This is a genomic window from Dyadobacter bucti, from assembly GCF_005869225.1.
Classification (GTDB): domain Bacteria; phylum Bacteroidota; class Bacteroidia; order Cytophagales; family Spirosomataceae; genus Dyadobacter; species Dyadobacter bucti.
Window position 1 is genome coordinate 22,994 of sequence record NZ_SWFP01000021.1, and the last position, 24,533, is coordinate 47,526.

The window sequence follows — 24,533 nt, forward strand, 5'->3', positions numbered from 1 at the left end:
GAAAGATATTTCACGAATATACGGGGAGACGGTGCATGTAAAAAATACCCCGATGGGGGTATTGCAGTACTTGCAGATACCAGTGCAATTTTGTCCATACGAAACCCGACTCTATCAACTCTTCCCGAATGGCGAAACGTCTACTATTACCGGCTATTTATGCATTCCTTTTCTGTTTCAGCTGCACGCGGGAAGTCTCGGTTCAGCTGTCGGGGCCGGTAGTTGAAGATGGCCAGATTTCGGGAAGGGTGATTTTGCCCCCAAACACAAAAGCGGATACTGCCGGGCTGGTAGTGCTTTCTGCTACTGGATTTGATTGTTGGAAAGTGGTTAAATGTCCGAGAAACAGGGGTTACGGAGGGAATTCCTTATAATAATGTTATTGATGAGCCATTTTATTTAATCTTAGGTTCCGACGGGTCATGGAAAGAAATAGAGTCAGATGGCAATGTTGAAGACGCAGGTCGCTATCAAGTCGATGAACAAAAATCGTTGATCTCGATCATTTACCAGTATGAGTCAGCGTAATGGCAGGATGTATATAAAATCACGGACTTAACCCATGAAAAGCTTATTCTCGGATGGGGAAGTGAAGATGGCACTGATTACTACGAATTCAAACGAATTCCTGACGATGGGCGAATTGCTTCTTTAAAAGTGATTTCCACTGTACGCCTTAACAGCAAGGTAGTACGCCCCAAAACCGGAAACTGGGTTAAAGGCCAACGAGGGCTGCATAACAAAAAATAATTTTCCAGCTAAACATGATCCAACCGATTCCTATGAGACTATTCTACTATATCCTATTGGCATTTCTGATTCTTTTTGATACCAGTTGTACAAGAGAAATCAATATTCAGCAAGGCGGACCGGTCATAGAAAAGGGACAGATTGGCGGTAGTGTTGTTTTACCTGCAAATAATAGGGTAGATACTACGGGACTGCGGGTGTTGTCGGCGAAAAACTCCACAACACCGGTCAATGCGGGCTATGCAATTGATACTACTGGTGAAACATCTACGACATTTTTGCTTAATAAACATGGAGATATTCTGCTCATGGGATATAACTATCCGGGACAGACGAAGAGTAGTGTTTCAGCTGAATCTACTGCTTTGGCCTTTTTGATGAATACACTGACGATACGGTCCTTGTCTGTGAGCGGCAGGATCGATGCTATTGAAAAGATTAAAGCAGCTCCATCTTATAATAATCTGGTTGAGGCTGTTGAAAATTCATTGAAATTAGGCAAAGCGATTTCTGATACAACCAATACTGAATTAATAAATGCAATAGGGAAGGTGTTCGAATCTACGATGAGCGGCTTGCGGACTTCAAAAACAGAAGGCCACAATGACCCGATCATCATCAAGACAGCCAACACTGAGTTGCAGCTAAGGAATAATCAGGTAGCGAATTATTATGTTGCAGGTATTTACAAAGATGGTGTTCTACGAAAAACACTTACGATCAAGGGCTACACATTTTTCGCAAGTGGAATCGCTGATGCGCTCCAAGCAATATTTACGGATGGATACGGTATTCCCGAGTCGGTAGATTATCCGATGTCGGAAGAAGGGGAGTATGAGATCAAGATCCGATCGGGTAGGCCGGGCTCAGACGATGGAACCACTGAGCATAAAAAAGCCAGAAACGAAAATGTAACCCGATTTATTTACAGGCAGATTATGGATTATATGCCGATCCCTGCAAGTTGTACAGATGCAGCTTTGTTAGCATTGAAAAACAGGATTGTCAATCTGCTGGCAGTCAAAGAAGTTGTACTTAACAGTACAAGCAGTCCCTCGGATTACGCATTTTTAGCTTCCGGCATCGCCGCGGATGTCTTCGCAGATACCAAAGAAATCCTGCAGCAATGTGAGGGGGTCCCAGAAGAATCGTTTCAGTTTTTCAAGGGATTGGGCAAGGTGGTAAAGGTGCTGGCAAAAGCAATGAATGTCGCCGAAGCGGTAATGAAAACCGCGAATATTTACAGTCACACTGAAGATCTCTTCAAATCCAGGTCGGCCATTGATACATGTTTTCAGGTGGTGGGTTTAAAAACATTCAAATGTGGAGAAGAAGTAACTTATCTGGTGAAAGAGGAAGGTGGAAACAACCAGAAGGGCGAATCCGGGAAGGTCCTTCCAATCCCCATGAAAGTAAGAGTGACGTTTCCTGACGGGAAGCCGGCCATCAAGACAGTAGTTCAATGGGTGATAAAATCGGGCGGCGGCACGGTAAGCGCTCCCACTTCAACCACCAACTACGATGGTATCAGCGAGATCAACTGGACCATTGGATCTGGAAAACAAGAACTGGAGGCATTTGTGAATAAGAAGAAGGAATCAACATCTATGAATTTCCTCGCCAGCACAAACACCGTCGACGTTGCTAAAATAGAGATTGTAAGTAAAAATGTGGCCGGAGGATTTACCAATCCGCTTAAAGTGAAAGTAACTGATGCCGACGGAAAACCGATGCCGAATGTTGAAATAGACTGGAAGGTTAAAAGCGGCATTGTTATGGACAATTCCGATCCTGTTACGAATGATCAGGGAATAGCCGAAGCCGCCTTTGCACTGACTTTAGGACAGGCATTTTCTATGGAAATTACCGTCAAAACGGACGAGTCGAAATTCGTGCTTTTTACAGCCCGTCCATTTATGTTTAATGGTATCGGTACAATTTACTTTCACCCTGCGGACGATAAAGAAATTTTGCCAAATCCATTCCGGGTCTTTTTTGTTGATAAATACTTTCTACCCGTCGCGGGAGTGAATATAAGGCTTACACCTGCAAATAATCCAAAGGCTGATTACAGCGCTTCCAGCAGCGACGCATTAGGACTCATGAACATTTACCGTGACGACGTATCTGTGACACAATATAAACTGGAAATGTTCTACCCGGGGTCTTCGAAGCTTAATGAGAGCCGGAATAACTTCATTATTAAATAATCAGATTCAGAATCCAACTCTTCACCGTCTCACCTTTCGCTCACCGTGCACATGAAACATTTATACATAACCATTATTATCCTACTTTCAAATGTATTCACCACCCACGCCCAGGAAACCCTCTACTGGTCCAACGGCAGCAGTTTTCCCTTTAAACTCGTGGAAGCCACAGAAAGTATTGTGAAGGTGGGTGAAATGAAGGGGGAGCGGATGGTGAAGAGGAGTGTGCCCCGGGAGAATGTGCTGGTCGCATTCAACGCGCGTGGCAACTATCTTTTGGTTTCGGATTTGCCTTCGGACCCTGCCCAGGCTTCGCAGCAGATTATGAATTTTTATAACGCCGCAGGCCCGTCTAATGACTTACTGGTACAAGCCAATCCGCTCAAAGTCATCGAATGCAGCATTAGTTATAAAAGCGATAATGTGGTCAATTACAATACGCCGCAGGGCACTACCGCGTCTGTCAATAGAAATGAGCTGGCGCTGATCATTTTTAAAGACGGGCACCACGAATTCATTTCGCCCCCGGCAGAAGCAGCCACACTGCTGGAAAGTGCGAAAGGGCAGGTTCAAAAGGCGATCAGCCAGCCTGCAAAAAAATCAGTTCCAGAAGCTCAGTCCAATGTGGTTGCACAAAAAACCGCCGACGCTGCTGCGGAACCTGTTCCGGCTCCCGCGCAGAAATGGACAGAACCTGTCGCCGAAAAACAGCCGGAACCAGCTGCTCAAAGGCAGCCCGGGCAGCCCGCGGAGCCGGTTACCCGGGTGGCGGCTCCAAAGAAAGGCTTGTCGGACGAGGAGATCAGTTCCTATGGTAAAAAAGGTATCAAAAAAGTGGATGAATTTGTTCAGTATCTCAACATCATCAGTGACAAGAACATTGATCCAGACAAAAAGAATGAGGCAATCGACCAGGCGGTAAAATTGTTTCTGGCCGACGCTACCATTGAAGTTTCTTCTGCCAACCTTCGGGGTAAGCGGAAATATCCGGTCAAAGACTACCTCACCAGGCTTAAACTGCTTCCTTACAGCTCGACCAACATTGCCTGGAATGAGGTTAACTACGTGAAAGACCTGACCGAAGCCAGCGACGGAAACTACTACGGAACGATCACGGGGTCCCAGACTTTTACCGGCTACGGCGCCAATAATCAGGATGTCATGTACAGCGATGTAACCCAAAAGAGTGTGAAGGTAAAATTGCAATCTTACAAGAAAACGGTAGAGGGGCAGCAAACCACCAATTGGGATATTTTGCTGGGTAATGTAGGTATCAGTGTAAACCAGTAAGCAATGCTACGTGCTCTTTTTTGTGCGCTGTATTTGTGTTTTTCAATGGTATGCCGCGGTCAGTGCGTGAATATTTACGGCAGTATCACTGACGCTTACACAGGAAAAGGAATAGCAAATGTATTGATCACCCAGGCAATGAACGGCACATCGCGACCATCTTCCAAAACTTCACCGGACGGATCTTACCGGATCACATTGCCCTGCGATGCCAGGGGGATCAGGGTGGAGGCGGAGGGATACCGCGTTCAAAGCCTGCCCGTCAATTTGCTTGGAAAACCATTCGCCGCGGGATTTTACGTCCCTGTTAAACTCGTACAGATTGACAAGCAGGCCAGCGATCAGCCTTATTTTCAGGAGCAGCAGAAATACGTGTCGATAGCTGGCGGAGCTGAACGCGCTCAGCAGCATGCAACACGTTTGTTTGAAGTGACGGATGCCATATCAGCCAGGCAGATTAATGCGGAGCTGTGTTTATTTTATACCAAATCGGGCGTAAAAGATTGCCAGAAACTGATAGCCGGACAACCCGGTTACGAGGTCGCTTTTACAAAAACAGATATCGTCGCCATAGAGGTCAAAGCCAATGGGTACCAGACCTATTTCGGGAATCTCATCGTGGATAAGCTGGACAATCAAAAAAGTAAATACCGGATCCGGCTGAGTACGCAGCTGAATATGATGTCCCTGACTGTGGACGCCGGTGGACAGAAAGTCCAGTGCCTGCTTTCCGGTCAGAGGTCAGTTGTGATGTCATCGGACGGTGTTCATTTTTGGGCGGATATTCCGGCAAAAGGGGATTACAAGCTGATCGTAAAAGGGCCAAAGGATGAATTGCTGCATTCCGGAACACTCAGTGCATCCGCAGGGTTGAATTTCTTTTCCCTGATTTTACCGGCTTCAAAAAACATATTGAAAGTACCAGCGCGAGTTGCATTACCCGCTGCTGAAAGCATAGGTACCGGACCTCGGACCATTTATTTTGACAAAAGTGATTACAGACTCCGGTCGGAAAGCAAAAACGTGTTAGATACCATCGCCGTCTGGCTGCAGGCAAATCCCTCCGGATATCTAAACATCGTCGGCCACACGGATAATGTGGGCGACCGTCATCTGAACCGAACCCTTTCGGAATACCGGGCCAGGATCACCTATCATTTCCTTGAACAGGCAGGAGCCGATATCAAACGCATTACGTATAAAGGTAAGGGTGATGGCTATCCGGCCGCACCGAATGACATCGAAACTAACAAGGAGAGGAACAGGAGAGTTGTAATTGAGCTGTTGACTAAACAATAAACACCAACTGTATGCGAAATTTTTATCTGATACTATTCTTACTATCCACCTGTCAATGTTTTGCACAAAATTCAACTGACACGATCTATCAGGTGGATCAGACAAAGTTTGCGGCGATCGTGGATGAAGTAGCGTCCGGCGAGATCGTTTATTTTCTCCCGCAAGACGCACCACGTCAGGAAAAGATCCGTATTGCGAGGGATAAGGTCTGGAAGATCATTTACGGCAATGGCGAAACCGAAGTATTGAATGCGGCCAAACCGAGAGTGGTTCAGACAGATAAAATTCGTTTGAAAAACGGAAAGACCATTGAGGCGGGTGTTTCTGAGGTTACGGCTTCCATGATTAAATATGTACTTCCTTCTGATAGTAAGGAAAGGCAAATAGCTATCAGTGAAGTCGGTAAAATTACCTACGCGAATGGCATCGAACAGGATTTTGAAGAAAAGCCCGTAGCGCAGCCTGAAAAGGCACCAGCTCCGACACCGGAACAACCAAAGCCGACCGTCATAACCGGTAGTGAGAAAATTGCTACGTCGGGTGGGCAGAAAACCGAAGTGACGAAAACGGAAGAAACCATTAAAACTGCCGAAACGCCGCCAGCAAAACCGAATGAGATCATAATTAAAATACAACACGAATATGCCGAGGGCCAATCAGGGAAGGAGCCGAAGCGCGAGCACAAGGGTTACGTCGGTATCCGTGTCGGCGGTTCCATGACATCATTTTATACGGATAAAGTGGCGTGGCCGACCAAGCCTTTTTACAACTGGGAGGCAGGACTGGGATTTAGTCTGGCAAGCACAAAACATTATAATGCCCGTCTTGAACTGGTTTATGCCAACAAAGGCTCTAAGGAAACATCATCAGATCAGCTCCCTGAAATCACAAGCAGGACCAAAATGACCTACGGACAGGCAAACCTGCTGCCGCTCATCCTGAAAGCGGGCGGGCGCAAACTGAATCCGGCCATTGGGGTAGGGGGCTACTATGGTTACCTGATCAAGCACGTCTCCGAGTTCAAGGAATCGGATGGCGAGTACGAGAGCGACGATCTGACCCAGGAATTGATCAACAACAAGTATGACTACGGTGCCCTTTTGATGCTGGCATTCTATTCCGGAGACAAGCCTTTGCTTGAGTTTCGGTACGAGCATGGTATCGCCGAAGTAATGAAGGGTTTGAAAGTTAAAAATAATGGACTAAGCGTATCTCTGTTTCTCAAATTCTAGAACCCAATGAACTCTATCCCTGTAAGATACATTCTATTCACGTTGTTCCTGTCAGCGACATTGCACGTTCAGGCGCAGATCCGTACGGATCTCATCTATAAGCTGGATAACACCACCTTCAATGCAGTAGTCGATGAAATCGGCGAAACTGAAATCCTTTACTTTTTACCAAAAGACACAGCAAGGCGGACTACGCTGCGCATTGCCCGTAAGGAGGTATGGAAAATCGTGTATGGCAGCGGGGAGACGGAAGTGATCAACAAGCCGGTCGTTGCGGTAGCGGCACCAGCGGCTCCGGCCGCGACCCAGGTATCAAACAAGCCGGATCGGTTGTTCCTGAAAAATAAAACGATGGTGACCGGAAACGTTACTAAAGTAACAGATCAAAAGGTAGAGTACCGTCGCCGGGAAGCCGGCGCGTTGTATGAGGTGATGAAAAGCGATTTGATCCGGGTGGAATATGGCGATGGCCATGTTGAGAATTTTGATGCAAAAGTTACGGAAGGGGAAAGCCCGTCTGACCCAGCAAGTCAGCAAGCATCGGTAGCTGCTGAAAAGACTAAAAGCAATCCACTATCCAAAATATCCATTACAGCCGGGTTTGATGGAAACTATTTTGCCGGATCAAAAATCTGGACGGACAAGGAAGATGGTGCCGGGCTGCTCACCTCGCTGGGGGGAAGTTTGAGGGGGAATTATCAGATCAGCAAACTATTTGGAGCCTACCTGACGCTGGGATATTCCCAGGCATCTGTCCAAAAGAATTATCTGGCTGGGAATGAACTTATGTACAAGGAGGAATTCTCCTTGGCCGGTCCGAGCGCAGGGGTAGGTCTCAAATATTTCCTGAAAGAATCGGTATATGTGCATGCGGAAGGCAAAGGCAACTTCCTGAAAATGAAAGTTTCAGTATCAGAGGATGGCGAATCTACGGAAGACCGGTTGTCGGCTGCCTGTCCATCTTTTGGGGCGGGCATTGGCTTTACCCGTAAAATCGCAAAAGTTATTGTGGAGGCGGATGTTCATTATCAAATGATGAAGAGCTCATTCGAATCAGTGACCAAGCCTATTCATACGGTCGGTATCAGACTGGCGGTAGGCATGAGTATGCCATCAAATTCGACAAAAAGATCAAAATGAGGAAACGTCAGGGAAGCATTAGAATGAAAACAATTTTTGCATTGCTGGCTTGTCTGCTAAGCGTCCGGCCTGCCGTTTCCTGCACGCTGGATTCGCTTACAGTGAGAGACAGCCAGGAAATCAAGCATCTTGCTCAGAGGAAAGTCGAGAAAGGTCTGAATGATCTGCTGAACACGGTGGCATTCGAAGATCTGGGGGAATTCGAACGTAAAGCACTCCGGGCCGACAGTTACGGCAACTCGGTCAACAAGATATTTAGCGACGGAAAGGTCATTGTAGAAGATGACGTTAACCCCGAGCATATATCGGCCAAAACCGGTACCGATCTGACAGTGGAGCGTTACCTGGCTGATTTTGAGCTTTTTTATCCGAAAAGTGCGGACAGGACTATTTCCTTTTCTGATTTTACTGTGAGCAATGTCAAGAAGTTGGATTATTATTATGTTAAGGTGTATTTCAAATCATCTTTCAAAGGGCAACATTCACAGATTAAGGTTCCTTACCGGCAGCATAACCGGGTAGCAGAGGTGCGCGCGGAGCAGAAGGGCAAAAAATGGCTGACCTACATTACGAGGGTCGGGTTTGTCGGGGATGGGGATTCGTCTCAAAATTCTTTGAATGATGTTGTTCTGGCCAGAGATATAACGGCAGCGGACAGCAGCCGGCAAACTTCTGAGGTGGAAAGCGCAGCCGAAATAGCGAGGGATAAAGAACGGGAAACTGAGAAAAAGGCGCTGGAAGAATATAACAGGTGGCTCACCGAAGGGGACAAGGCTTTTGCTTCAAAAGATTATGATAAAGCTCTGGAAGCATATACAGAGGCGGAAAAACGCAATGATTTTGATGACCTGCTTCCACGGAGGAAGATTTATCAGGTAAAACGGGCATTTGAAAAGGAAAAACAAACGGCGATCGATCTGCTCCGTGAGTATCTCGCGAAGGGTAACATTGCGCAAAAAAACCGAAATTATTCGGAGGCGGTCGGATACTATAAAAAAGCACTGGAACTTAAACCGGACTCCGTAGCGCTGGGCGAAACCATCAGGTCGCTGAACCAGAAATCCAGTGTAAAAACTGAGCTGGACGAGAAATTTAACCTTGGAAAATACGCGGAGGTTATCAAAGACTACTCACGTATCCTGAAAAAAGAGAAGAACAACTCGGATTACTATTTGGGCAGGGGGCTGGCATATGTGGCTACCACAGATCTGGACAAGGCTTTAAAGGATTTCAGTCAGGCAATTGAACTGGATTTTGCCAATTTGGCTGCGCTCAAAGCCAGGGCGGATTTGTATGCTATGAAAAAGGACTTCCCGAAAGCAGCCGCGGACCTGACCAGCTATCTGAACATTGACAACACCGCGGCAGGCATTTACAGCAAAAGAGCCGGATTCCGTATTCTGACCCGCAATGTCAGCGGAGCTTTTGAGGATTATTCGAAGGCAATAGAGCTCTTTCCAAAAAATGCCAGCCATTACTTTAACCGGGGAATGCTGCATGTGCAAACCGAAAATTACCCGTCTTCGATTGCAGATTTTTCCAGTGCTATCACTTTGAACAATGCATACAATGAAGCCTACTATAATCGTGGGCTATCCCACATCAAGCTGAATGAAGTGGGATTGGCAGGTGGGGACTTTGCGCAGTTGAGAAAATTGGCCATTACAACGGAGCAAACCCAGCAGATATCTTCGATAGCCGCCCAATATTTTCAAATAGCGTTTAATGCGCTCAGCCAGAAAAAATTTCAAAATGCAATCGAGGGATTTGATCATGTGATCAGTGTGCTGCCTACCCATGCAGAGGCGTGGTATCATCGTGCGAAGGGACTTGAAGGTATGGCCGATAGTCTGGCCGCCATTGAATCCTATGATATGGCGATTCTCAGCAGATCTGATTACAGCGAGGCCTACCATGATCGCGGTAGATTATGGTTTGGGATGAAAAAATATGAGAATGCCGCAGGTGATTACAAGAAAGCCTTTCAACTCGCACCTACGAATTTTCGGGCAGCAAAGGGGATGGCGGACGCTTACTTTGCATTGAAATCGTATGACAACGCAATGGACGCTTATGAAATCATTAAGGTAAACGAGAAGAAAATCGGCACTGCGCTGGCAAATCACGAACTGGCCAGTGCGTACAACAACCTGGGACTTTGCTATCTGCAAAATCAAATGGTAACGAAAGGTATTGAAGAGTTCGACAGGTCGTTAGATAAAAATTCCGCCTACTCAGACGCCTACTTCAACCGGGGGCGGGCATATGAATTGGAAAACAACCTGCGCAGGGCCATTACCGACTATAAAAAGGCGACCACACTGGATGTTTCCAATTCCAGCAAATATTTGTCTTTGGGTTTGGCCTTGTATAAGGATGAAGAATACGAAGAGGCAATCGGGTCGCTTTCTCTCGCGATTGAGAAAGATCCTGCGAATCTTTGCTGCCAGGCCGCATCCAGATCCAAAAGGGGCGACTGTTATATGCTCACCAAACAATACAGGAATGCCATTGATGACTATGTGGCAGCTTTTCAACTCGACTCAGCCACGAAAGCGTCCGATGCTTTGTACAATATCGGAATAGCCTTCCTGCATCAGAAACAACCTGATCAGAGCATTAAATTTTTGTCGGAAGTAGGCAACAAAGACCGCCTGAAAGGTCAGTGCTACTATGCGATCGGCTGCGCCTACATTCAACAAAGGAAGCAGGATGAAGCGCTCAAATGGTTTGCAAAGTCATTCCAGACCGGAATGATCACTAAATCTTATATACGCAAGGATAAGCTTCTGGAGAGCATTGACAGGTCCTTCGCCGGTACTGCTGCTTTTAAGGAGCTGGTGAACCAGCATGTGATCAAGTAAATGTAATTTGTCGACCCTTTCAGCATTACGTACGGTTTACTGTCTACGGGAATTCGGAGGTAAATAGGCACCGGTTTCCTAAACAACTTTATTCAAGGCGCCGGGGATGTTAACCGGGATTGCCTTGGAGTTTTGGTCGGCCGCGCAGTAATCCCAGTAATGAACCCTGTCATTGTCCTGGCAGAAAAAATGTCAGTATGCTGAAAAAATTTCTGCCATCGGCCGGCTGGCACAGGACTTGATACTGCATTTTTACAAGGCGAAAGGCCTTTAAAATTGTTTTATTGTTTCACTTAAAAACGAGGTTGATTATGTCACTCATCAAAAGGAACGGGCTACTGCCCGCAACATTCCCAGCGCTGTTCGACGATTTCTTTGGCCGCGAACTTTTCAACTGGGGCAACAGCAATTTTTCATCCACAAGCACTACGGTGCCTTCGGTAAACATTCGGGAGGATGCAGAAGCCTTCGAAGTGGAGGTAGCAGCGCCCGGCATGCAGAAATCGGATTTCCAGGTCCGGCTGGAGGGTAACACCCTTACGATTTCTTCTTCCAGAGAACATCAGGAGGAAAAGAAAGAAGAGAATTACAGCCGGAGGGAATTCAGTTACCAGTCTTTCCAACGCAGTTTCCTGCTGCCTAAAGATGTTGTGGACGAAGATGGTATCTCGGCCAGATATGAAAACGGGTTGTTACACCTGACCATTCCCAAAAAAGAAGAGGCCAGGAAAAAAGAACCCCGGCTGATAGAAATCGGCTAATATTAACTAAGGCTTGCCGATCGGCAAGCCTTAGTTATTTTAACATGACCGCCGTCTGAAAAAATGAAGCTTCACATCTGAAACCGGTTGAATGATGAAGGAAAACACCTATTTTGTAACGATAAATATGAAAGTGCCGCAAGGCATGATGGAGGTGGGGAGATTTTTTATTGGCAGTGATAAAGACTGGGCAATGGAAAGTTTTGGCAGGTTGCGGGGAGAATCCCACACCGGCGAAGATGATGTGCTAAGACTGGACCTGCTGGAAAAGCATGAGGGTACAGACCTTTTGCTCGGCCAATTGAGCTGCACCCTGGATCAGCTCGAACAGAATTGCAAACTGATCACCGTTGATGCCTTTAAATATTTCAATCTGGAGGGATAATCAGGTTTTATTGCAACATAAGCAAACGTAGTATTGTTATGAACGATTTGTTACTTCGGGTAAACCTGATGTGCCTACTGATCCTGTTGTTGATCTTTTTGTTAAAGAAATTTAACCAACCCTACCTGGTGGCTTATATTCTTGCCGGTGTTCTGATGGGACCTTACGCCACCGGTGTTTTCACTGAGATTGAAGATACGGCATCCATAGGGGAGTTCGGTATCCTGCTGCTGATGTTTTTCCTGGGTATGGAACTGGATGTCCCTGACCGGCGATCTTTGCTGATGAAGCCCGTGATTGCGCAGATTATGCGGATGCTGATGAGCATAGGCATGGTTGCCGTAGCCGGCTACTTTTTGGGCTGGCCGTTTATAACGGTGGTACTGATCGGTACCCTATTTATATTTAACAGTACGGCAGTGGTCAGTGAGTACCTCAGAAAAAATGGTGAGCTACATTCCGGCCTTGGCAGATTGATCCTCAATATCCTGCTTTTGCAAGACGTGCTTTTGGCACCGGTATTGACATTGTTCCCGCTTTTGGGGGGTGAGCCTGTACCTGCGGCCAGGATGACCGCCTCTGTCGCCGGCAGTGTCATTATCTTTCTTTTGCTCCGCTCGATAAGAAACCGCGATTTTTTTCAGCCGGGTATCCAAAAACTGCTCGGTAAAGATCACGAAATGCAGGTATTTGCAGGAAGTTTTATTTGCCTGGGCTTCGGATTGATAGCTGAACTGGCGGGTTTGAGCGGTGCTGTCGGCAGTTTTCTTGCCGGCATGATGATCGGCCGCCTGGATGCATTCCAATGGCTGGAACGAACATTAAGCCCCTTTAAGGTTTTTTTTGTGGCCCTCTTTTTTGTCTCCGTGGGACTACGTTTGGACCTGACCTTTATTTCTGCAAACCGGACGCTGATATTGACGGGAACACTGGTGCTTTTCCTGGTCAACAGTGTGTTGTCCGCCTTTGTCCTAAGACTATTGCAATACAGCTGGCGGGAAAGCTTTTACGGAGGCGCATTACTGTCGCAGGCCGGGGAGTTTGGTATACTTGTCTGTTCCCTTGCCTATAAGACCGATATCATAGGGGAGGGGCTTTTTAAAACCGGCATTGCCATTACTGCGCTTTCCCTTTTGTTTTCAACGATATGGATCAGCTTACTAAGAAAAACGGTTGTTCCCCATCAGCGTGACGGCCGGTTAATTAGCTGAGGCCCAGAACTCCGCACTTACAGGTCCCGAAAGAAATATCCCGGCTGTTTGTCGTATATACACTTGTTGCGTCACCTGCTCAGCAACCGGGAGTTGATTTGCATTGCAACGGATCGAAAACCGGGCCGGTCTGACGGTTGAGGGTAATGGCTTTTGATGCCGGCTGCGAAACCTCTTCGATCGGAATAATAATCACAATGCAGGTTTCTTCCACTTCCTGACGCAGCGAGCTACACCTTGCTGCTATCAATTTCCCTTGCAATGAATTCGGTGTCCATTTTGTAGGTACGCGTGCTGTTTAAATAATTCCGAGCTTTTGATCAGCACAATTTGCAGACAGGTACATATCCTTTCTGCGAGAACTGAACAGTTGAAAACAGATTTTTTTAAGTTGTTTGAAGGATAAATGATTATAATTCGATTAGAGTAAATATGCCACGGAACCTGTTGGCCGCACTATCTAATTTTTTCAATAATCTGCATAAAAATATTTCATTATAACGAAAAAAAAATACTTTTGTAAAATAGTCTTTCAGCTAGGTAATAGTTAAAGATTATTTACAAATTCTCATTCATATACCCTTCATAAAAATGAAAAAGTCTAATATTTTCGCCTACATTGAATTAAACAAATTAGTACAAGAGTTGGCACCAAATGTGTCGATATCTCTTAAAAATTGCTTGAAATCGCAATCAGCTTACTTCAGTATTATTGAACCGAAGTATTTTTCTGACGAATTAATGAATGAATGGAATGAGATATTAAGTATTCTTAAATACAACGGACCTACTTTAAGTAAGGAGGGGATAGTAAATTATAATGTAATCAGCACCGTAATCGAAAACCTGACCGATGAACAATGCGAAGACATAGCTGATCGTGTTTTGGTTCTCCACGGTAAACTTGTACAAGAGTTTAAAGTAGGATGAAGCTGATTTGATTTGACACAAGAGCCAGCAGAGATCGAGTTTAATTAGAGAACCGAAAAGAATCGTTTTTTTAAAGGCGATTTTTAATTCCCCGCAACTTTTCACCGCATGGAGCGAACTTCTATCTCTGACGTGGCAACAGTTTTTTGTAGTTGTAACAACTAAGCAGCCATAAAAAGAATAGTTTACGCTAATAGGTAGGTGCAGAGCATATCCAAAAGTATAGTAGGATCTGTGGGCTTGTGCAGAACCTCAGACGCTCCGCAAAGCATTGCTCTGTCTATAATTGCTTTACTCACACTCGCCGTCAAAGCAATTATGGGCAGATCCATGCCACTGTCACGGATTTTGCGGATCGCCATATATCCGTCAACAATAGGCATATTCAAATCCATAAAAACCAGCTTGTGAGCAGCGGAATCCAGTATATCAATCACTTCCTGGCCATTTGCAGCAAAATCAACCACCATTCCCCACCGCTGCAGAACTGCCCTTAATGCAATTCGATTAAGGCTGTTATCGTCTGCCACAATAACTTTAACTCCAGCCAGCATAGCTATCTTCTGATCTTTTGAGAGCGTCTTTAAATCTTCGTTCAACATCCTCGTATAGCGTTTAGTATTTGGTCGCAAATTACTTCGGTTGGCCTTCCAAAACAGGAAGGGAATTTGTGACCAAGCGGTTAAAAATAAAAATTAATTTCTTAATTACCTTTTATTCAAAACAGAGAATCGATTATTTCATTGGGATATGAAACATCAAATATCATGTAAAGAAAATTTTGAATTGCTGCCTTCTGAAACTGTTAATAGTGCCTTGGCGTTAACAGGTTTGTTTGTGTTTTGGAGAACTCTTGTTTTGTTTCAGTTTTGTTTGGTTCTCGTTCGGAATCCGGCCAGCTAAATAGATTTGATAAATAATATTTGAACATGATACACAACTTCTTAACATTAACATACTGTTTAAAATTATATTAAAGTTTAAAAATATTTGATACGCAAATGCATTCGTAATTGTTGAATGCATTTGGTTCAATTATCATATCCGGACTACTGGTAATAAGTTAATTATTAACAGTGGTATTCTTTTCTATAATAAAAAATTACTTTATTTTTTGCATCAGGTCTAAATAATACATTTTTGTACAGCCAATGTTGCTAACAAATATTTTGTTAACGATAGTTTATTTTTATGCTGTGTATTTTAATCGAAATTAATCTGTTAATGCCCTTAAAAAAATAGATTCAGATTTGATAAATTTTATTGTCGGTTTTATGAATGACTTTACACATTTATTTCAATCCGGCTATTCAATGTCCGACTTATAAAAAGCTTATATGAATTTTAATATCATTGATCTAACCGGATCGATATAAGTTTTCAATTAATTGCTGATATAATATACACTTAGATTCCCATCGCGCTAAAACTAATCCGACACGGTGATCAAATTTTGATTACCATCCGCAAAACTCCTACATTTAAAGCTAACAAGACTGTCAGTTTAGTTAACAAAACTGCCAAATTGGATACCCTCGACGGGAGTCATGCACGATTCCCGGGAATTGTTCGTCCGCCAGCAGACTTGCCGGCCATGTTGCCGACGAGAAGCAGGTGTTGATTTCAGATGCAGCGTTCATCCAATTTTAAAGAACCGATATTGATTCGACGCCCCGGACAATTACAGCCCCTGCCCATCCGATCACAATCACACCCTGATACAACGGAATTTATTTTCTAAGCTAAAATCGGTAGCTTTGTAAACACAGAATTACAGCTCCAGGCTGCTGTACTAGTTAGTTTTGAAGGCTTCGGAACCCATTCTCAGCATCTCCCCACACAACTGGCTTGACCAGAAAATGCTTAGAGTAAAAATCGTTAGGTTCATCATCACGCTCGTTCTGAGACTTTTAGCCAATTTCAGGTGTCCTGTTTTGCCAGGGATAACGTCCGTGTTATCCTGAAAAAACTGCATGTTCGCGCAGGAAAACGTCAGGCCCGGTTATTTGCTGATAAGTCAAGAAATAAATTATTTTACACCGATTTTTACACCCCTCAGGACTTCTATGACTCAGACTTTATCTGACAAAACCTTCGACCTTGAATATTTTTATGAATTATCACCGGATTTGCTTTGTGTAGCCGGTTATGACGGTTATTTCAAAAAAATAAATCCTGCCGTCTCCAAAACTTTGGGGTATAGCAATGAAGAATTATTCTCGAGACCTATCAACTCCTTCGTTCATCCGGACGATCAGGATATTACACATCAAAAGCGGGAACGCATTAAAAGAGATATCCCGCTGCTTAATTTCGAAAACAGGTATATTGCTAAAAACGAGTCAGTTGTGTGGCTTTCCTGGACTTCAATGCCCATTACAAGGGACAGGGTAGTATTCGCGATTGCCAAGAACATTACCTATAAAAAGAAAGTACACGAACTGAGAAGAATTTCTGAAAGTCTGGGTATTTCAATGACTGGAAGGGAAATGCTCCCTGATGTTCACACAATTGCTCGAACAGGATTTGATTTAGAAGGAAAATCCCCGGGGATGTCGATGGCCAGCGAAACACTCGCTGACCAGGTTTGGTTGCAGGAGTTTGAAAATATTGTGAGAAAGTATATTGGCAGGATAGATATCAGCCTTCATTTAATTTGCAGTGACCTGGCAATGAGTGAGAGAGCTTTATTTAGAAGGGTCAACAGAATAGTGGGCATGACCCCTAACCGACTGATAAGAATCATAAGATTACAAGTCGCACTGGAGGCGATCCGGACCGGTAAATATCGTACCGTGTCAGAGATATCGTCCATTGCAGGCTTTAATACACCTGCCTATTTCAGTAAAATTTTTGCTCAACTCTATGGAGTTGATGTTCTGAAACTACTTAAATCATAGATCTTAAAGGCATTTGTTAACTAACAGTCAGACGACGAATCAATGCGCAGATGACGAGTAAACAAGAACATGGTTTTAAAACGAGAACCCTGCCCTTAAAGTAAGTCTGTTGAAGTCTTCCAGATTTTCCAAGCCATCCTGCGTCGCCGATGATCTTTGAAAGCGGTAGCCTGCGGCGATGGTGAACCCGGTGTTACCGCTGAAATAGATCTTCATTCCAACACCGGCCGAAAAAGTTGCCCCGCCACCAAAACGCACGCTGTCCACATCATTAGACGTGGCGTTGAAACCATAGCCGCCTTCCAGAAAATAGAAGGGAATCTTAGAGCCTTTGTCCGTAAAATCACCTCTGATGCTCAGAACCACTGGTACAAACGTCTGCACAGCGTACAAGTCTGCACCGATCCCCAGACCGGTGTAAACCCACTGGTTGAACTTGTAACCGTTGGTGGTCTGAAAGGAAAACGCGGAAGTGGTAACGCCATTTGAGGCCCGGTTACTCATCGCCAGCGGCCCAAGTTCCGTATAATGCAGAAATCCTTTGTGTTTGTAGCGGATGTTAGGGTTGGCAAGCTTTTCAGCGATCAGTGTGTCGACTTCTTCTTCTTTGAATACCCAGATGCTTTTGTCATAAGTTTCCAAGCGATAGGCGCCGTCTGCTTCTAGTAACCGGCCACGGATCAGCGAACCGTTTTTCAGGTGCAAACTAACTTCCCGGGCCTGCTGGCCGACTGCTATGGATGTCCAGCCGGTAATGAAAAAAATGAGTAGGGTAAATAGCAATTTCATAAAGTGAAGGTTTGGTTGTAACATTTTTCTTTTTAATTATCCAGCCAGTTCTTAAAGTCGTGGCTTTTGTATTTGCTCACAAACAAGTCCTGGTTAAAAACAGGCTTTAAAAATACCTGCAACCTACTGCTGAGCAGTGACTTGACTTTTTGTATAGCTTCGATTCTGGCAATTACTTTCCTGTTGATCCTGAAAAACAGTGCCGGGTCGAGTTGTTCTTCTAAGCTTTCCAGATTGCTGTCCATCAGGTATTTTTTTCCTTCGTTGGTAACCATGAATACCACCTTGTCGTCGGCATAGAAGTAGGCTACTTCTTCGATATTTTTGAAGTGTATAGTGTCTCCAAACCTGACCAGAAACCTGGTTTTATATTTTTTGGTCAGCGACTGGATTGTCAACCTGAGATTCTCTATGTCCAGGGTGGAAATACTTTTACGGTCGTGTTTTAAACTATGATATTTATCTAATGCCCCTTTGAGCTCAGCCTTGTCCAGGGGTTTAAGCAAATAATCAATACTGTTTATTTTGAAAGCCTGTAGTGCGTACTGATCATATGCTGTGGTAAAGATCACAGGGCTTTTAACGGTGACCCTTTCGAAGAGACCAAAGCACAGTCCGTCGGACAAGTGGATGTCGAGCAACATCAGGTCGGGCTCGGGGTTTTGATTAAGCCAGATGGCCGCTTCGTCAATTGAATCCAGGACCTGTTGTACTTCAATGGTCGGATCGTACTCGGTCAGTAGTTGGGAGGCTCTTCTGGCCGAAAGTGCTTCGTCTTCTAAAATGAGTACTTTCATGGAAGGTAAATCTTAATGTTGAACAGCATTAATCAAAAGAAGTCATGTCGTTATGCATTGCCTGTTGCGCGCTAAGCCGGATCAGTGGGATTGTCACACTGAAAAACTCGTCGGTATGCTCTATCACTACGCCGTGCTGTCCGAGGAAATCGTATCTTTTGGCAATGTTGGTCAGGCCCAGCCGCGTGGATTGATCATCTTCTATTATTTTTTTTTGTAAATTATTTTTCACGGTAATAGACTCATTGTCAAGGCAAAATATGTCTATGTGTAAGGGTCTGCTTTTAGAAATAATGTTATGCTTCACTGCGTTTTCAACAAGCATTTGAAGGGATACAGGAAGAATATAGGCCGAGAGGCAGCCTTCGGAAATATCGACCTGGATGCTGAGTCCGGACTCGAAACGGGTTTTTAGCAGATACAAGTACGATTGAATGAATCTCAGTTCTTCCCGCAGCTCGATCAGCTCCTTCTCATCGCTTTTGAGAATGTAGCGGTATACGTTTGAAAATTGTCTGACAAATTCCACCGAAGCCGCTGTGTCCTGAGCAATCAGCGCTGAGAGTACGCTCAGGTTATTAAAAAGAAAGTGTGGGTTTACCTGATTTCTGAGCGATTGAAGCTGGGCCTGGCTGGTTGTTCTTTTGTAAGCCTCCAGTTGCCGGTGACTTTCTTCAAGCTTTTTCATGTACAGAAAAATGACGTGGATGGTATTTAAAAACAAATTCACGCGGAAACAGAACATCAGCAGTAATTTTAACGGAAGCACCCAGTCCAGCCAGTTGCCGGATAGGCTGTAGAAGGCCGTCGGAATGCCCAGCAGCAGTGTTACCAGTGCCGTAATGACCACACTTCCTGCAAAATTATAGCTGACCCTTTTCCAGAATGGTTCGATATCCCTGGCAGAGATCCAGTTGTCCCACAGCCGGTTACCTTCCCAAATGCCAGCAGTAACTGCCAGAAAAAGCAGGAATATGACCGATTGGGCCACGCCGAGCTGATAATAGTCGAATGATTCAAGCAGCAGTGTGTTCAGGAACGAATAGGCCCCGAGCAAAAACATAAACCCAAACCGATACCTGATGTTGAACATGACTGCGGCCAGTAGAAAATTAGAAAAAGATTGGCAAACAGATTGAAATTCAACCGTTTGCCAATCAGGCGTTCATTTTAGTTTAGGGCATTAAGACTTTGTCGATTACATGCACTACCCCGTTGGTAGCGAGTATATTGGCGGCCGTTATGTTGGAAGCACCACTTGTCATGCCGATTACTTTCGCCCCGCCGGCCAGGTCAAAAGTGAGTGTCCCGCTGGTATTGGCAGTGGCTACTGGCCCGGATACATTGGGCAGGTCGGTAGAGAAAACGCGGCCTGGCACAACATGATACAGTAAAACGCTGGTAAGCAGCGCCCGGTTAGCCGGTGCAAGAAGCGTGGCTTTCGGTGTCGTTTTATATAATTCACGGAATGCCGCATTGGTAGGAGCAAATACGGTCAGGCCGTCTCCGGCAGAGGTGAGCGCAGTGGCTACCGCAGGGTCAGCTGCCAGCACAAGTGACACCAGCTCGGTAAAGCTGGTATCTGCCTGTGCAATCTCCACAAGCGATTCGGAAGGAGGGACGATAACATTATCAATGACGTGGATCACGCCGTTTGAAGCCGCCACGTCCGTCGCGACCACCTTTATTTTTCCGTTAATAAATACGCCGTCGGCATTTTTGGACAAGTAGATGTCATTGTTGGTATTTACCGTTTCAACGGCCCCGCTTTGCACGTCCGCCGCTTTCACCGATCCGCTGACCACGTGCGTAGTCAGGATAGGGGTCAAAGCATCTTTGGTCAGTCCGTCCAGGCTCGTAATGCCAGCGGTAGTGAAAGCCGCATTATTGGGCGCAAAAACTGTGAATGGCCCTGTCCCTTGCAGAGTTGTAACGAGTTCTGCTTTTATAAGCGCAGCAACAAGCGTCGAAAACTGGGGATCTGCCGAGGCAACTGCGGGGATGTTGCCAGGCCCCGGATCTACTGTCGGGGCGTCATCATCGTCTTTGCACGATGAAATAGAAAAGGCTAGTACAGCCGCAAAAAGGCATGTTTTTAGATTTGTCGTTGTTGTGAACGTTTTCATAATTTGAACTGGTAAGGTGTTTAAAAGTTTAACTTACTATCAATTCAAAAACCCTGGGTGCTGCCCGATCGGTTCTTCATTTGGTGTCAATCGCCTTCGTGCAGGGATGAGCAGCCCGTTATCAGGAATGGACAGACGAAATTTGCGAAACGATATTCAGTCTTTTGGGTCAATAAGCGCTTCGGCCACCCGTTTCAGATCCGTCTTACTGGCAATGGTTTTATTTTCATGATGCAGCTGATGGAAATCTTCTAATTTTTGTAGCAAATACCGAAGCGTCAGTTTTTCGGAAACCGTCAGTTTTCCGGATATCATTTTGCCAACATGGTTCATATCTTCAAATACCATATAAAGCAATTGTTTCCCTTGCCCGGTGATAGCAATTTGTTTACCTCTTTTGTCTTTTTCGTTGTCCCATTGTCTGATTAACCCTGCTGCAAGAAGCCGTCTGATGACTTCGGTGCCCGAGGTTTTCTCCTGCAAATTATGATGGATCAGTTCGCTTTTGGACAGATTGTCGTGAGTGAGGAGAATAGCCAGCGCGGTAAAATCTTCGGCTGTGAGCAATGGCGTACCGTCCAGTGCTTTTTTAATGTAAAACTTCGCATACCGGCTCATGTACACAAATAATTGGCCAATGTTATTGTCAAGCTGGTAGGCAAGGGCTTGTGCTTCACTTTCATTTTTGCCAAATCTGACGTCGTGTCCCAAGTGTTTTCCCGGGCTGTGCGCAACGTGGTTGCCCATCGAATTAACCAGAAATCCTGCAAAATCCTGGATGTTAACCTCACGCCCCGGGTGTTCTTGCTCGAGTTGCTCGACAAGTGTGATCAATTCATGAATAAGCTGGTATGATTTCATCTTTGGTTTTATTACTGGCTGGTAATTATCGCTTCGGCGGCTAACCTTCCGCTTTTCATGGCCGCATTGATCGATCCGTTCATCAAATGGTCTCCGCAGATAAAGCAATGCGGACTCAGCCGACTCGCTGAGGCTCCCAAGTCATTGGTGATCCGCTCAACCTGGGGTAGGGCGTAGCCAATATGATAGGTTTTTAAATGTTGCCACTGTATCGCCTCTGGAAACCAGGCTTTCATTTCATGCAGAACATCTGCCTGCAGGTGCGCGCTATCGGTGTTGGAATGATCGCCGATCAGTGATAAGGAAATTAATGATGTACCATTTTGGGAATAACCTGGTGCAATCTGGTTCATCACAGCCATGTTATTAACCAGTTTCTGCGGTGCCGGATTTAAAGCAATCAAGGGCGCAGTATAAGGTTTACGATCTGTAGTAAAATACATATTGGTAACCGAATGGTAGGCTGACGGTATTTGCCAAAACGGGCTGGGTACTTTAAGCTGGTCTGTGGCTATCAAAATACTTTTAGCCTTAAAGACCTGACCAGTAAATGTTTTTACATCGTTTCCGTCGATAAAAACTACTTTTTGCCCGAAACAGATCTCTTCCGGGCTAAGTCCGTCTGCGAGCTGCAAAGGGATCATTCTCATTCCCTTGGCGGGAACAGCTGCATCGCCCTGGCTGAACATTTTAAATACGAATTCAAACATCCGGCTGGAAGTGCTCAGCCTATCTTCCAGGAAAATCCCTGTCATGAAGGGTTTGAAAAACTGGCTGATGATCCGTTGGCTAAATCCGGACTCTTCCAGATATGCCAGTGTGGTCGCTTCATTGCCTGCAAAAATTTCATCAATACTTTTGCCGGTGAGCTTCAGCTTCAATCCTAGCATCCGGATTTTATCGGCGAATGTACCCGCAGGTGATGCCAGTGTGCTCATCAAGGCACCGGGTTGCCTGAGCGGATCGCCAATTTTTGTGATACCGCGTGTATTGAGTATCAATGCGCCGGGATCAAATCTTTGCAAATCCAGCGCGTCGTAATCCAAAAACCTTTTCGTTTCCGGATAAGCCGTTAATAAAACCTGGAATCCCCTGTCCAGCAGGAAGCCCCCTACCTCTTCCGTTCTCACTCTGCCGCCTAACTGGTCAGAAGCTTCCAGTATTTTTACTGATTTTCCAGCAGCTTTTAAAACTTTTGCAGCTGTCAAGCCTGCTAGTCCTGCACCGATAATAATGACGTCTGTAATTTGTTCCATCGCTTTCAGCCGGGACGGTTTAGTTCCTGGGGTTCGATACCGGGTTTAGCATAAGCCAGCCGTCCGAGAGCCTCGGGCAGGAAATAGGCATCCAGCCCCGCTACGGCCACCGTTTTTGCCTCGACGTGATCTACGGTTCCGTCTTCGTCAATGAGCACATCATCAATCAGAATTTCGACAATTTCCCCAATCACAATCGTGGTGCGGTTGATTTCCATAGGAATGGTCTCACGTAGCTCTAACCCGATCCGGACCGTCGATTGTTCGACAAACGGAGCTTTGAACCCAGCTACATATTGTTCGTTAAATCCACAGATATCAAATTCGGAAACGCCGGACGGGTAGCTGGCGCTGGTTTGATGCGCCTGCTTAAACCAGTCGGGCAGGACGTTATTGAGGGTGTACTGCCTGGTTGCCCGTATATTGTTTAGCGTGTCGTTGTGATCGCGCCCGGGCCGCATCACCAGCCCGACGAGGGGTGGACTGGCACCCAGGTGAAAAGCCGAACTGATAATACAGAGGTTGGTATTTCCGGCTTCGCTGACGGTACCCAGCAGATTCAACGGCTTATAGCCGATCAGACTGTTGATCAGGCATATGCGATATTGTTTTTCCAACGCGGCAATGTGATCGCCTTTGATATTTGTTGTCATATGAAGCGGTTTTCAATGTTCCAAGCCCTGACGCAAACTGTCTAAGGGAGTGTCGTTCGGCTCAGGAGGCCCTCAAATTGTTAAATATAATACGATATAAAACTATATTCTAAATTATATTACAAAAATATACCAATATTTTACCGGGAATCGGGGTCGTCTATTCTTTAACCCCGGCTCTCAGGCACATCGCGCAGACCACCCCCAAAGGGTGGCGACACCACTGCTATTTCACGGGCAGGATCATAGAAATACTTAAATAAAAAATTAAAATATTGATAATCCACAAAAAAGAAATACTATTACATGAATATCTAACTATTACTATACAACCAACCATTGGAAACATTACGAAAAAACATCTACAATCACATCCGCGCCAGTTTTGTAGTCTTTCCACTTGTACTTGCCATCCCCAATGCGCATGCTCAGGAAGTGATTGATGCTTCGGGTGGTGTGGCAACAGGGTCCGGAGGTACAGTCAGCTACTCGCTTGGGCAGGTGGTTTACACTTTCAACACCGGGGACGGGGGTATGGAAAACCAGGGCGTGCAGCAGCCGGTGGATTACACCTCGCTGCCGGTTACACTGGCTTATTTCGAGGCAAGCGCTGTCGATGATCAGGTGCAGGTGCGCTGGGAAACAACGTCGGAAGAAAACAATGATTTTTTTACCGTTGAAAGAAGCAGGAACAGCATTGCTTTCGAAGAAGTCACAACAGTGAAAGGGCCTGGCAACAGCAGTACCGTCAGAAAATACAGCTGGACGGACGCTTACCCTCTCGCGGGCATCAGCTATTACCGCCTCAAACAAACCGACTTCGACAAGTCTTTCACCTATTCTACAATAAAGGCGGTGAAAATCAAATCCCTTTCAAAAGGTGTCGTAGTGTACCCAAACCCGGTCACTGACTACCTGGTCCTGAAGGATGCAGACGAAGGCAAAAGCCGGTCTTACAAAATCTTCGATATCAAAGGAAGGTTGGTTGAAACCAGGGAATTTCCGGATGGAGAAAGGAAAATCGACATGACGCATCTTTCCCCTGCCGCCTATGTGATACATTATATTAATAACAGCGA

Annotated in this window: 22 protein-coding genes; 13 read left to right on the plus strand and 9 right to left on the minus strand. The window is 45.4% G+C overall.

Annotated features, from left to right (window positions below; all coding sequences use genetic code 11):
* Positions 1-128: 128 nt before the first annotated feature.
* From FBF61_RS33220 to FBF61_RS33265, 10 genes are all read left to right on the plus strand, one after another.
* Entirely contained in the window at positions 129-374 is a 246-nt protein-coding gene (locus tag FBF61_RS33220; RefSeq protein ID WP_138485301.1) for a hypothetical protein, read from the plus strand.
* Between the two features lie 408 nt (positions 375-782).
* A complete protein-coding gene (locus FBF61_RS33225) occupies positions 783-2,960 on the plus strand; it encodes an Ig-like domain-containing protein (protein WP_138485302.1) in 2,178 nt (725 codons plus the stop codon).
* A 51-nt stretch (positions 2,961-3,011) separates the two neighbouring features.
* Positions 3,012-4,250, plus strand: coding sequence for a hypothetical protein (locus FBF61_RS33230; protein ID WP_138485303.1), 1,239 nt, complete (start codon positions 3,012-3,014; stop codon positions 4,248-4,250).
* A gap of 3 nt (positions 4,251-4,253) precedes the next feature.
* Entirely contained in the window at positions 4,254-5,549 is a 1,296-nt protein-coding gene (locus FBF61_RS33235) for an OmpA family protein (protein ID WP_138485304.1), read from the plus strand.
* 11 nt (positions 5,550-5,560) lie between these two features.
* On the plus strand, positions 5,561-6,781 hold the full coding sequence (locus FBF61_RS33240; protein WP_138485305.1) for an outer membrane beta-barrel protein: 1,221 nt from the start codon (positions 5,561-5,563) through the stop codon (positions 6,779-6,781).
* A 6-nt stretch (positions 6,782-6,787) separates the two neighbouring features.
* The gene (locus FBF61_RS33245) at positions 6,788-7,921 is read left to right on the plus strand and encodes a hypothetical protein (protein WP_138485306.1); all 1,134 of its coding nucleotides are present in this window, start codon (positions 6,788-6,790) and stop codon (positions 7,919-7,921) included.
* Positions 7,918-10,785 (plus strand): tetratricopeptide repeat protein, encoded by a 2,868-nt coding sequence (locus FBF61_RS33250; protein ID WP_138485307.1) that lies wholly within the window; start codon positions 7,918-7,920, stop codon positions 10,783-10,785. The genes FBF61_RS33245 and FBF61_RS33250 overlap by 4 nt, the downstream gene beginning before the upstream one ends.
* 311 nt (positions 10,786-11,096) lie before the next feature.
* Positions 11,097-11,546 (plus strand): Hsp20/alpha crystallin family protein, encoded by a 450-nt coding sequence (locus FBF61_RS33255; protein WP_138485308.1) that lies wholly within the window; start codon positions 11,097-11,099, stop codon positions 11,544-11,546.
* 91 nt (positions 11,547-11,637) lie between these two features.
* A complete protein-coding gene (locus FBF61_RS33260; protein ID WP_138485309.1) occupies positions 11,638-11,931 on the plus strand; it encodes a hypothetical protein in 294 nt (97 codons plus the stop codon).
* A gap of 38 nt (positions 11,932-11,969) precedes the next feature.
* A complete protein-coding gene (locus FBF61_RS33265; RefSeq protein ID WP_205748353.1) occupies positions 11,970-13,142 on the plus strand; it encodes a cation:proton antiporter domain-containing protein in 1,173 nt (390 codons plus the stop codon).
* Positions 13,143-13,221: 79 nt separating this feature from the next.
* On the opposite strand, the gene FBF61_RS34835 is transcribed toward FBF61_RS33265, so the two are convergent.
* On the minus strand, positions 13,222-13,404 hold the full coding sequence (locus tag FBF61_RS34835) for a hypothetical protein (protein WP_166444689.1): 183 nt from the start codon (positions 13,402-13,404) through the stop codon (positions 13,222-13,224).
* Positions 13,405-13,733: 329 nt separating this feature from the next.
* Between FBF61_RS34835 and FBF61_RS33270 the strand changes: the two genes are divergently transcribed.
* Complete coding sequence (locus FBF61_RS33270; protein ID WP_138485310.1) at positions 13,734-14,072, plus strand: hypothetical protein; 339 nt, start codon at positions 13,734-13,736, stop codon at positions 14,070-14,072.
* A gap of 185 nt (positions 14,073-14,257) precedes the next feature.
* Here the strand turns inward: FBF61_RS33270 and FBF61_RS33275 are convergent, their stop codons facing one another.
* The gene (locus FBF61_RS33275) at positions 14,258-14,674 is read right to left on the minus strand and encodes a response regulator (protein ID WP_138485311.1); all 417 of its coding nucleotides are present in this window, start codon (positions 14,672-14,674) and stop codon (positions 14,258-14,260) included.
* A 1,464-nt stretch (positions 14,675-16,138) separates the two neighbouring features.
* Between FBF61_RS33275 and FBF61_RS33280 the strand changes: the two genes are divergently transcribed.
* Complete coding sequence (locus FBF61_RS33280; RefSeq protein WP_138485312.1) at positions 16,139-16,972, plus strand: PAS domain S-box protein; 834 nt, start codon at positions 16,139-16,141, stop codon at positions 16,970-16,972.
* A gap of 75 nt (positions 16,973-17,047) precedes the next feature.
* Here FBF61_RS33280 and FBF61_RS33285 read toward each other — a convergent pair whose 3' ends face one another.
* From FBF61_RS33285 to FBF61_RS33315, 7 genes are all read right to left on the minus strand, one after another.
* A complete protein-coding gene (locus FBF61_RS33285; RefSeq protein ID WP_229215342.1) occupies positions 17,048-17,761 on the minus strand; it encodes a hypothetical protein in 714 nt (237 codons plus the stop codon).
* A 32-nt stretch (positions 17,762-17,793) separates the two neighbouring features.
* Entirely contained in the window at positions 17,794-18,558 is a 765-nt protein-coding gene (locus tag FBF61_RS33290) for a LytR/AlgR family response regulator transcription factor (protein WP_138485313.1), read from the minus strand.
* Between the two features lie 28 nt (positions 18,559-18,586).
* The gene (locus FBF61_RS33295) at positions 18,587-19,651 is read right to left on the minus strand and encodes a sensor histidine kinase (RefSeq protein WP_138485314.1); all 1,065 of its coding nucleotides are present in this window, start codon (positions 19,649-19,651) and stop codon (positions 18,587-18,589) included.
* Between the two features lie 82 nt (positions 19,652-19,733).
* Complete coding sequence (locus FBF61_RS33300) at positions 19,734-20,684, minus strand: fasciclin domain-containing protein (RefSeq protein WP_138485315.1); 951 nt, start codon at positions 20,682-20,684, stop codon at positions 19,734-19,736.
* A 156-nt stretch (positions 20,685-20,840) separates the two neighbouring features.
* On the minus strand, positions 20,841-21,545 hold the full coding sequence (locus FBF61_RS33305) for a MarR family winged helix-turn-helix transcriptional regulator (protein ID WP_138485316.1): 705 nt from the start codon (positions 21,543-21,545) through the stop codon (positions 20,841-20,843).
* Between the two features lie 11 nt (positions 21,546-21,556).
* Positions 21,557-22,801 carry an NAD(P)/FAD-dependent oxidoreductase gene (locus FBF61_RS33310; RefSeq protein ID WP_138485317.1) on the minus strand — a complete coding sequence of 415 codons (1,245 nt, stop codon included), beginning with the start codon at positions 22,799-22,801 and terminating at the stop codon, positions 21,557-21,559.
* 5 nt (positions 22,802-22,806) lie between these two features.
* Positions 22,807-23,454 carry a flavin reductase family protein gene (locus FBF61_RS33315; RefSeq protein ID WP_138485318.1) on the minus strand — a complete coding sequence of 216 codons (648 nt, stop codon included), beginning with the start codon at positions 23,452-23,454 and terminating at the stop codon, positions 22,807-22,809.
* Positions 23,455-23,793: 339 nt separating this feature from the next.
* On the opposite strand from FBF61_RS33315, the gene FBF61_RS33320 reads away from it, so the two are divergent.
* On the plus strand, positions 23,794-24,533 hold a 740-nt coding region (locus tag FBF61_RS33320), incomplete at its 3' end, for a T9SS type A sorting domain-containing protein (RefSeq protein ID WP_138485319.1).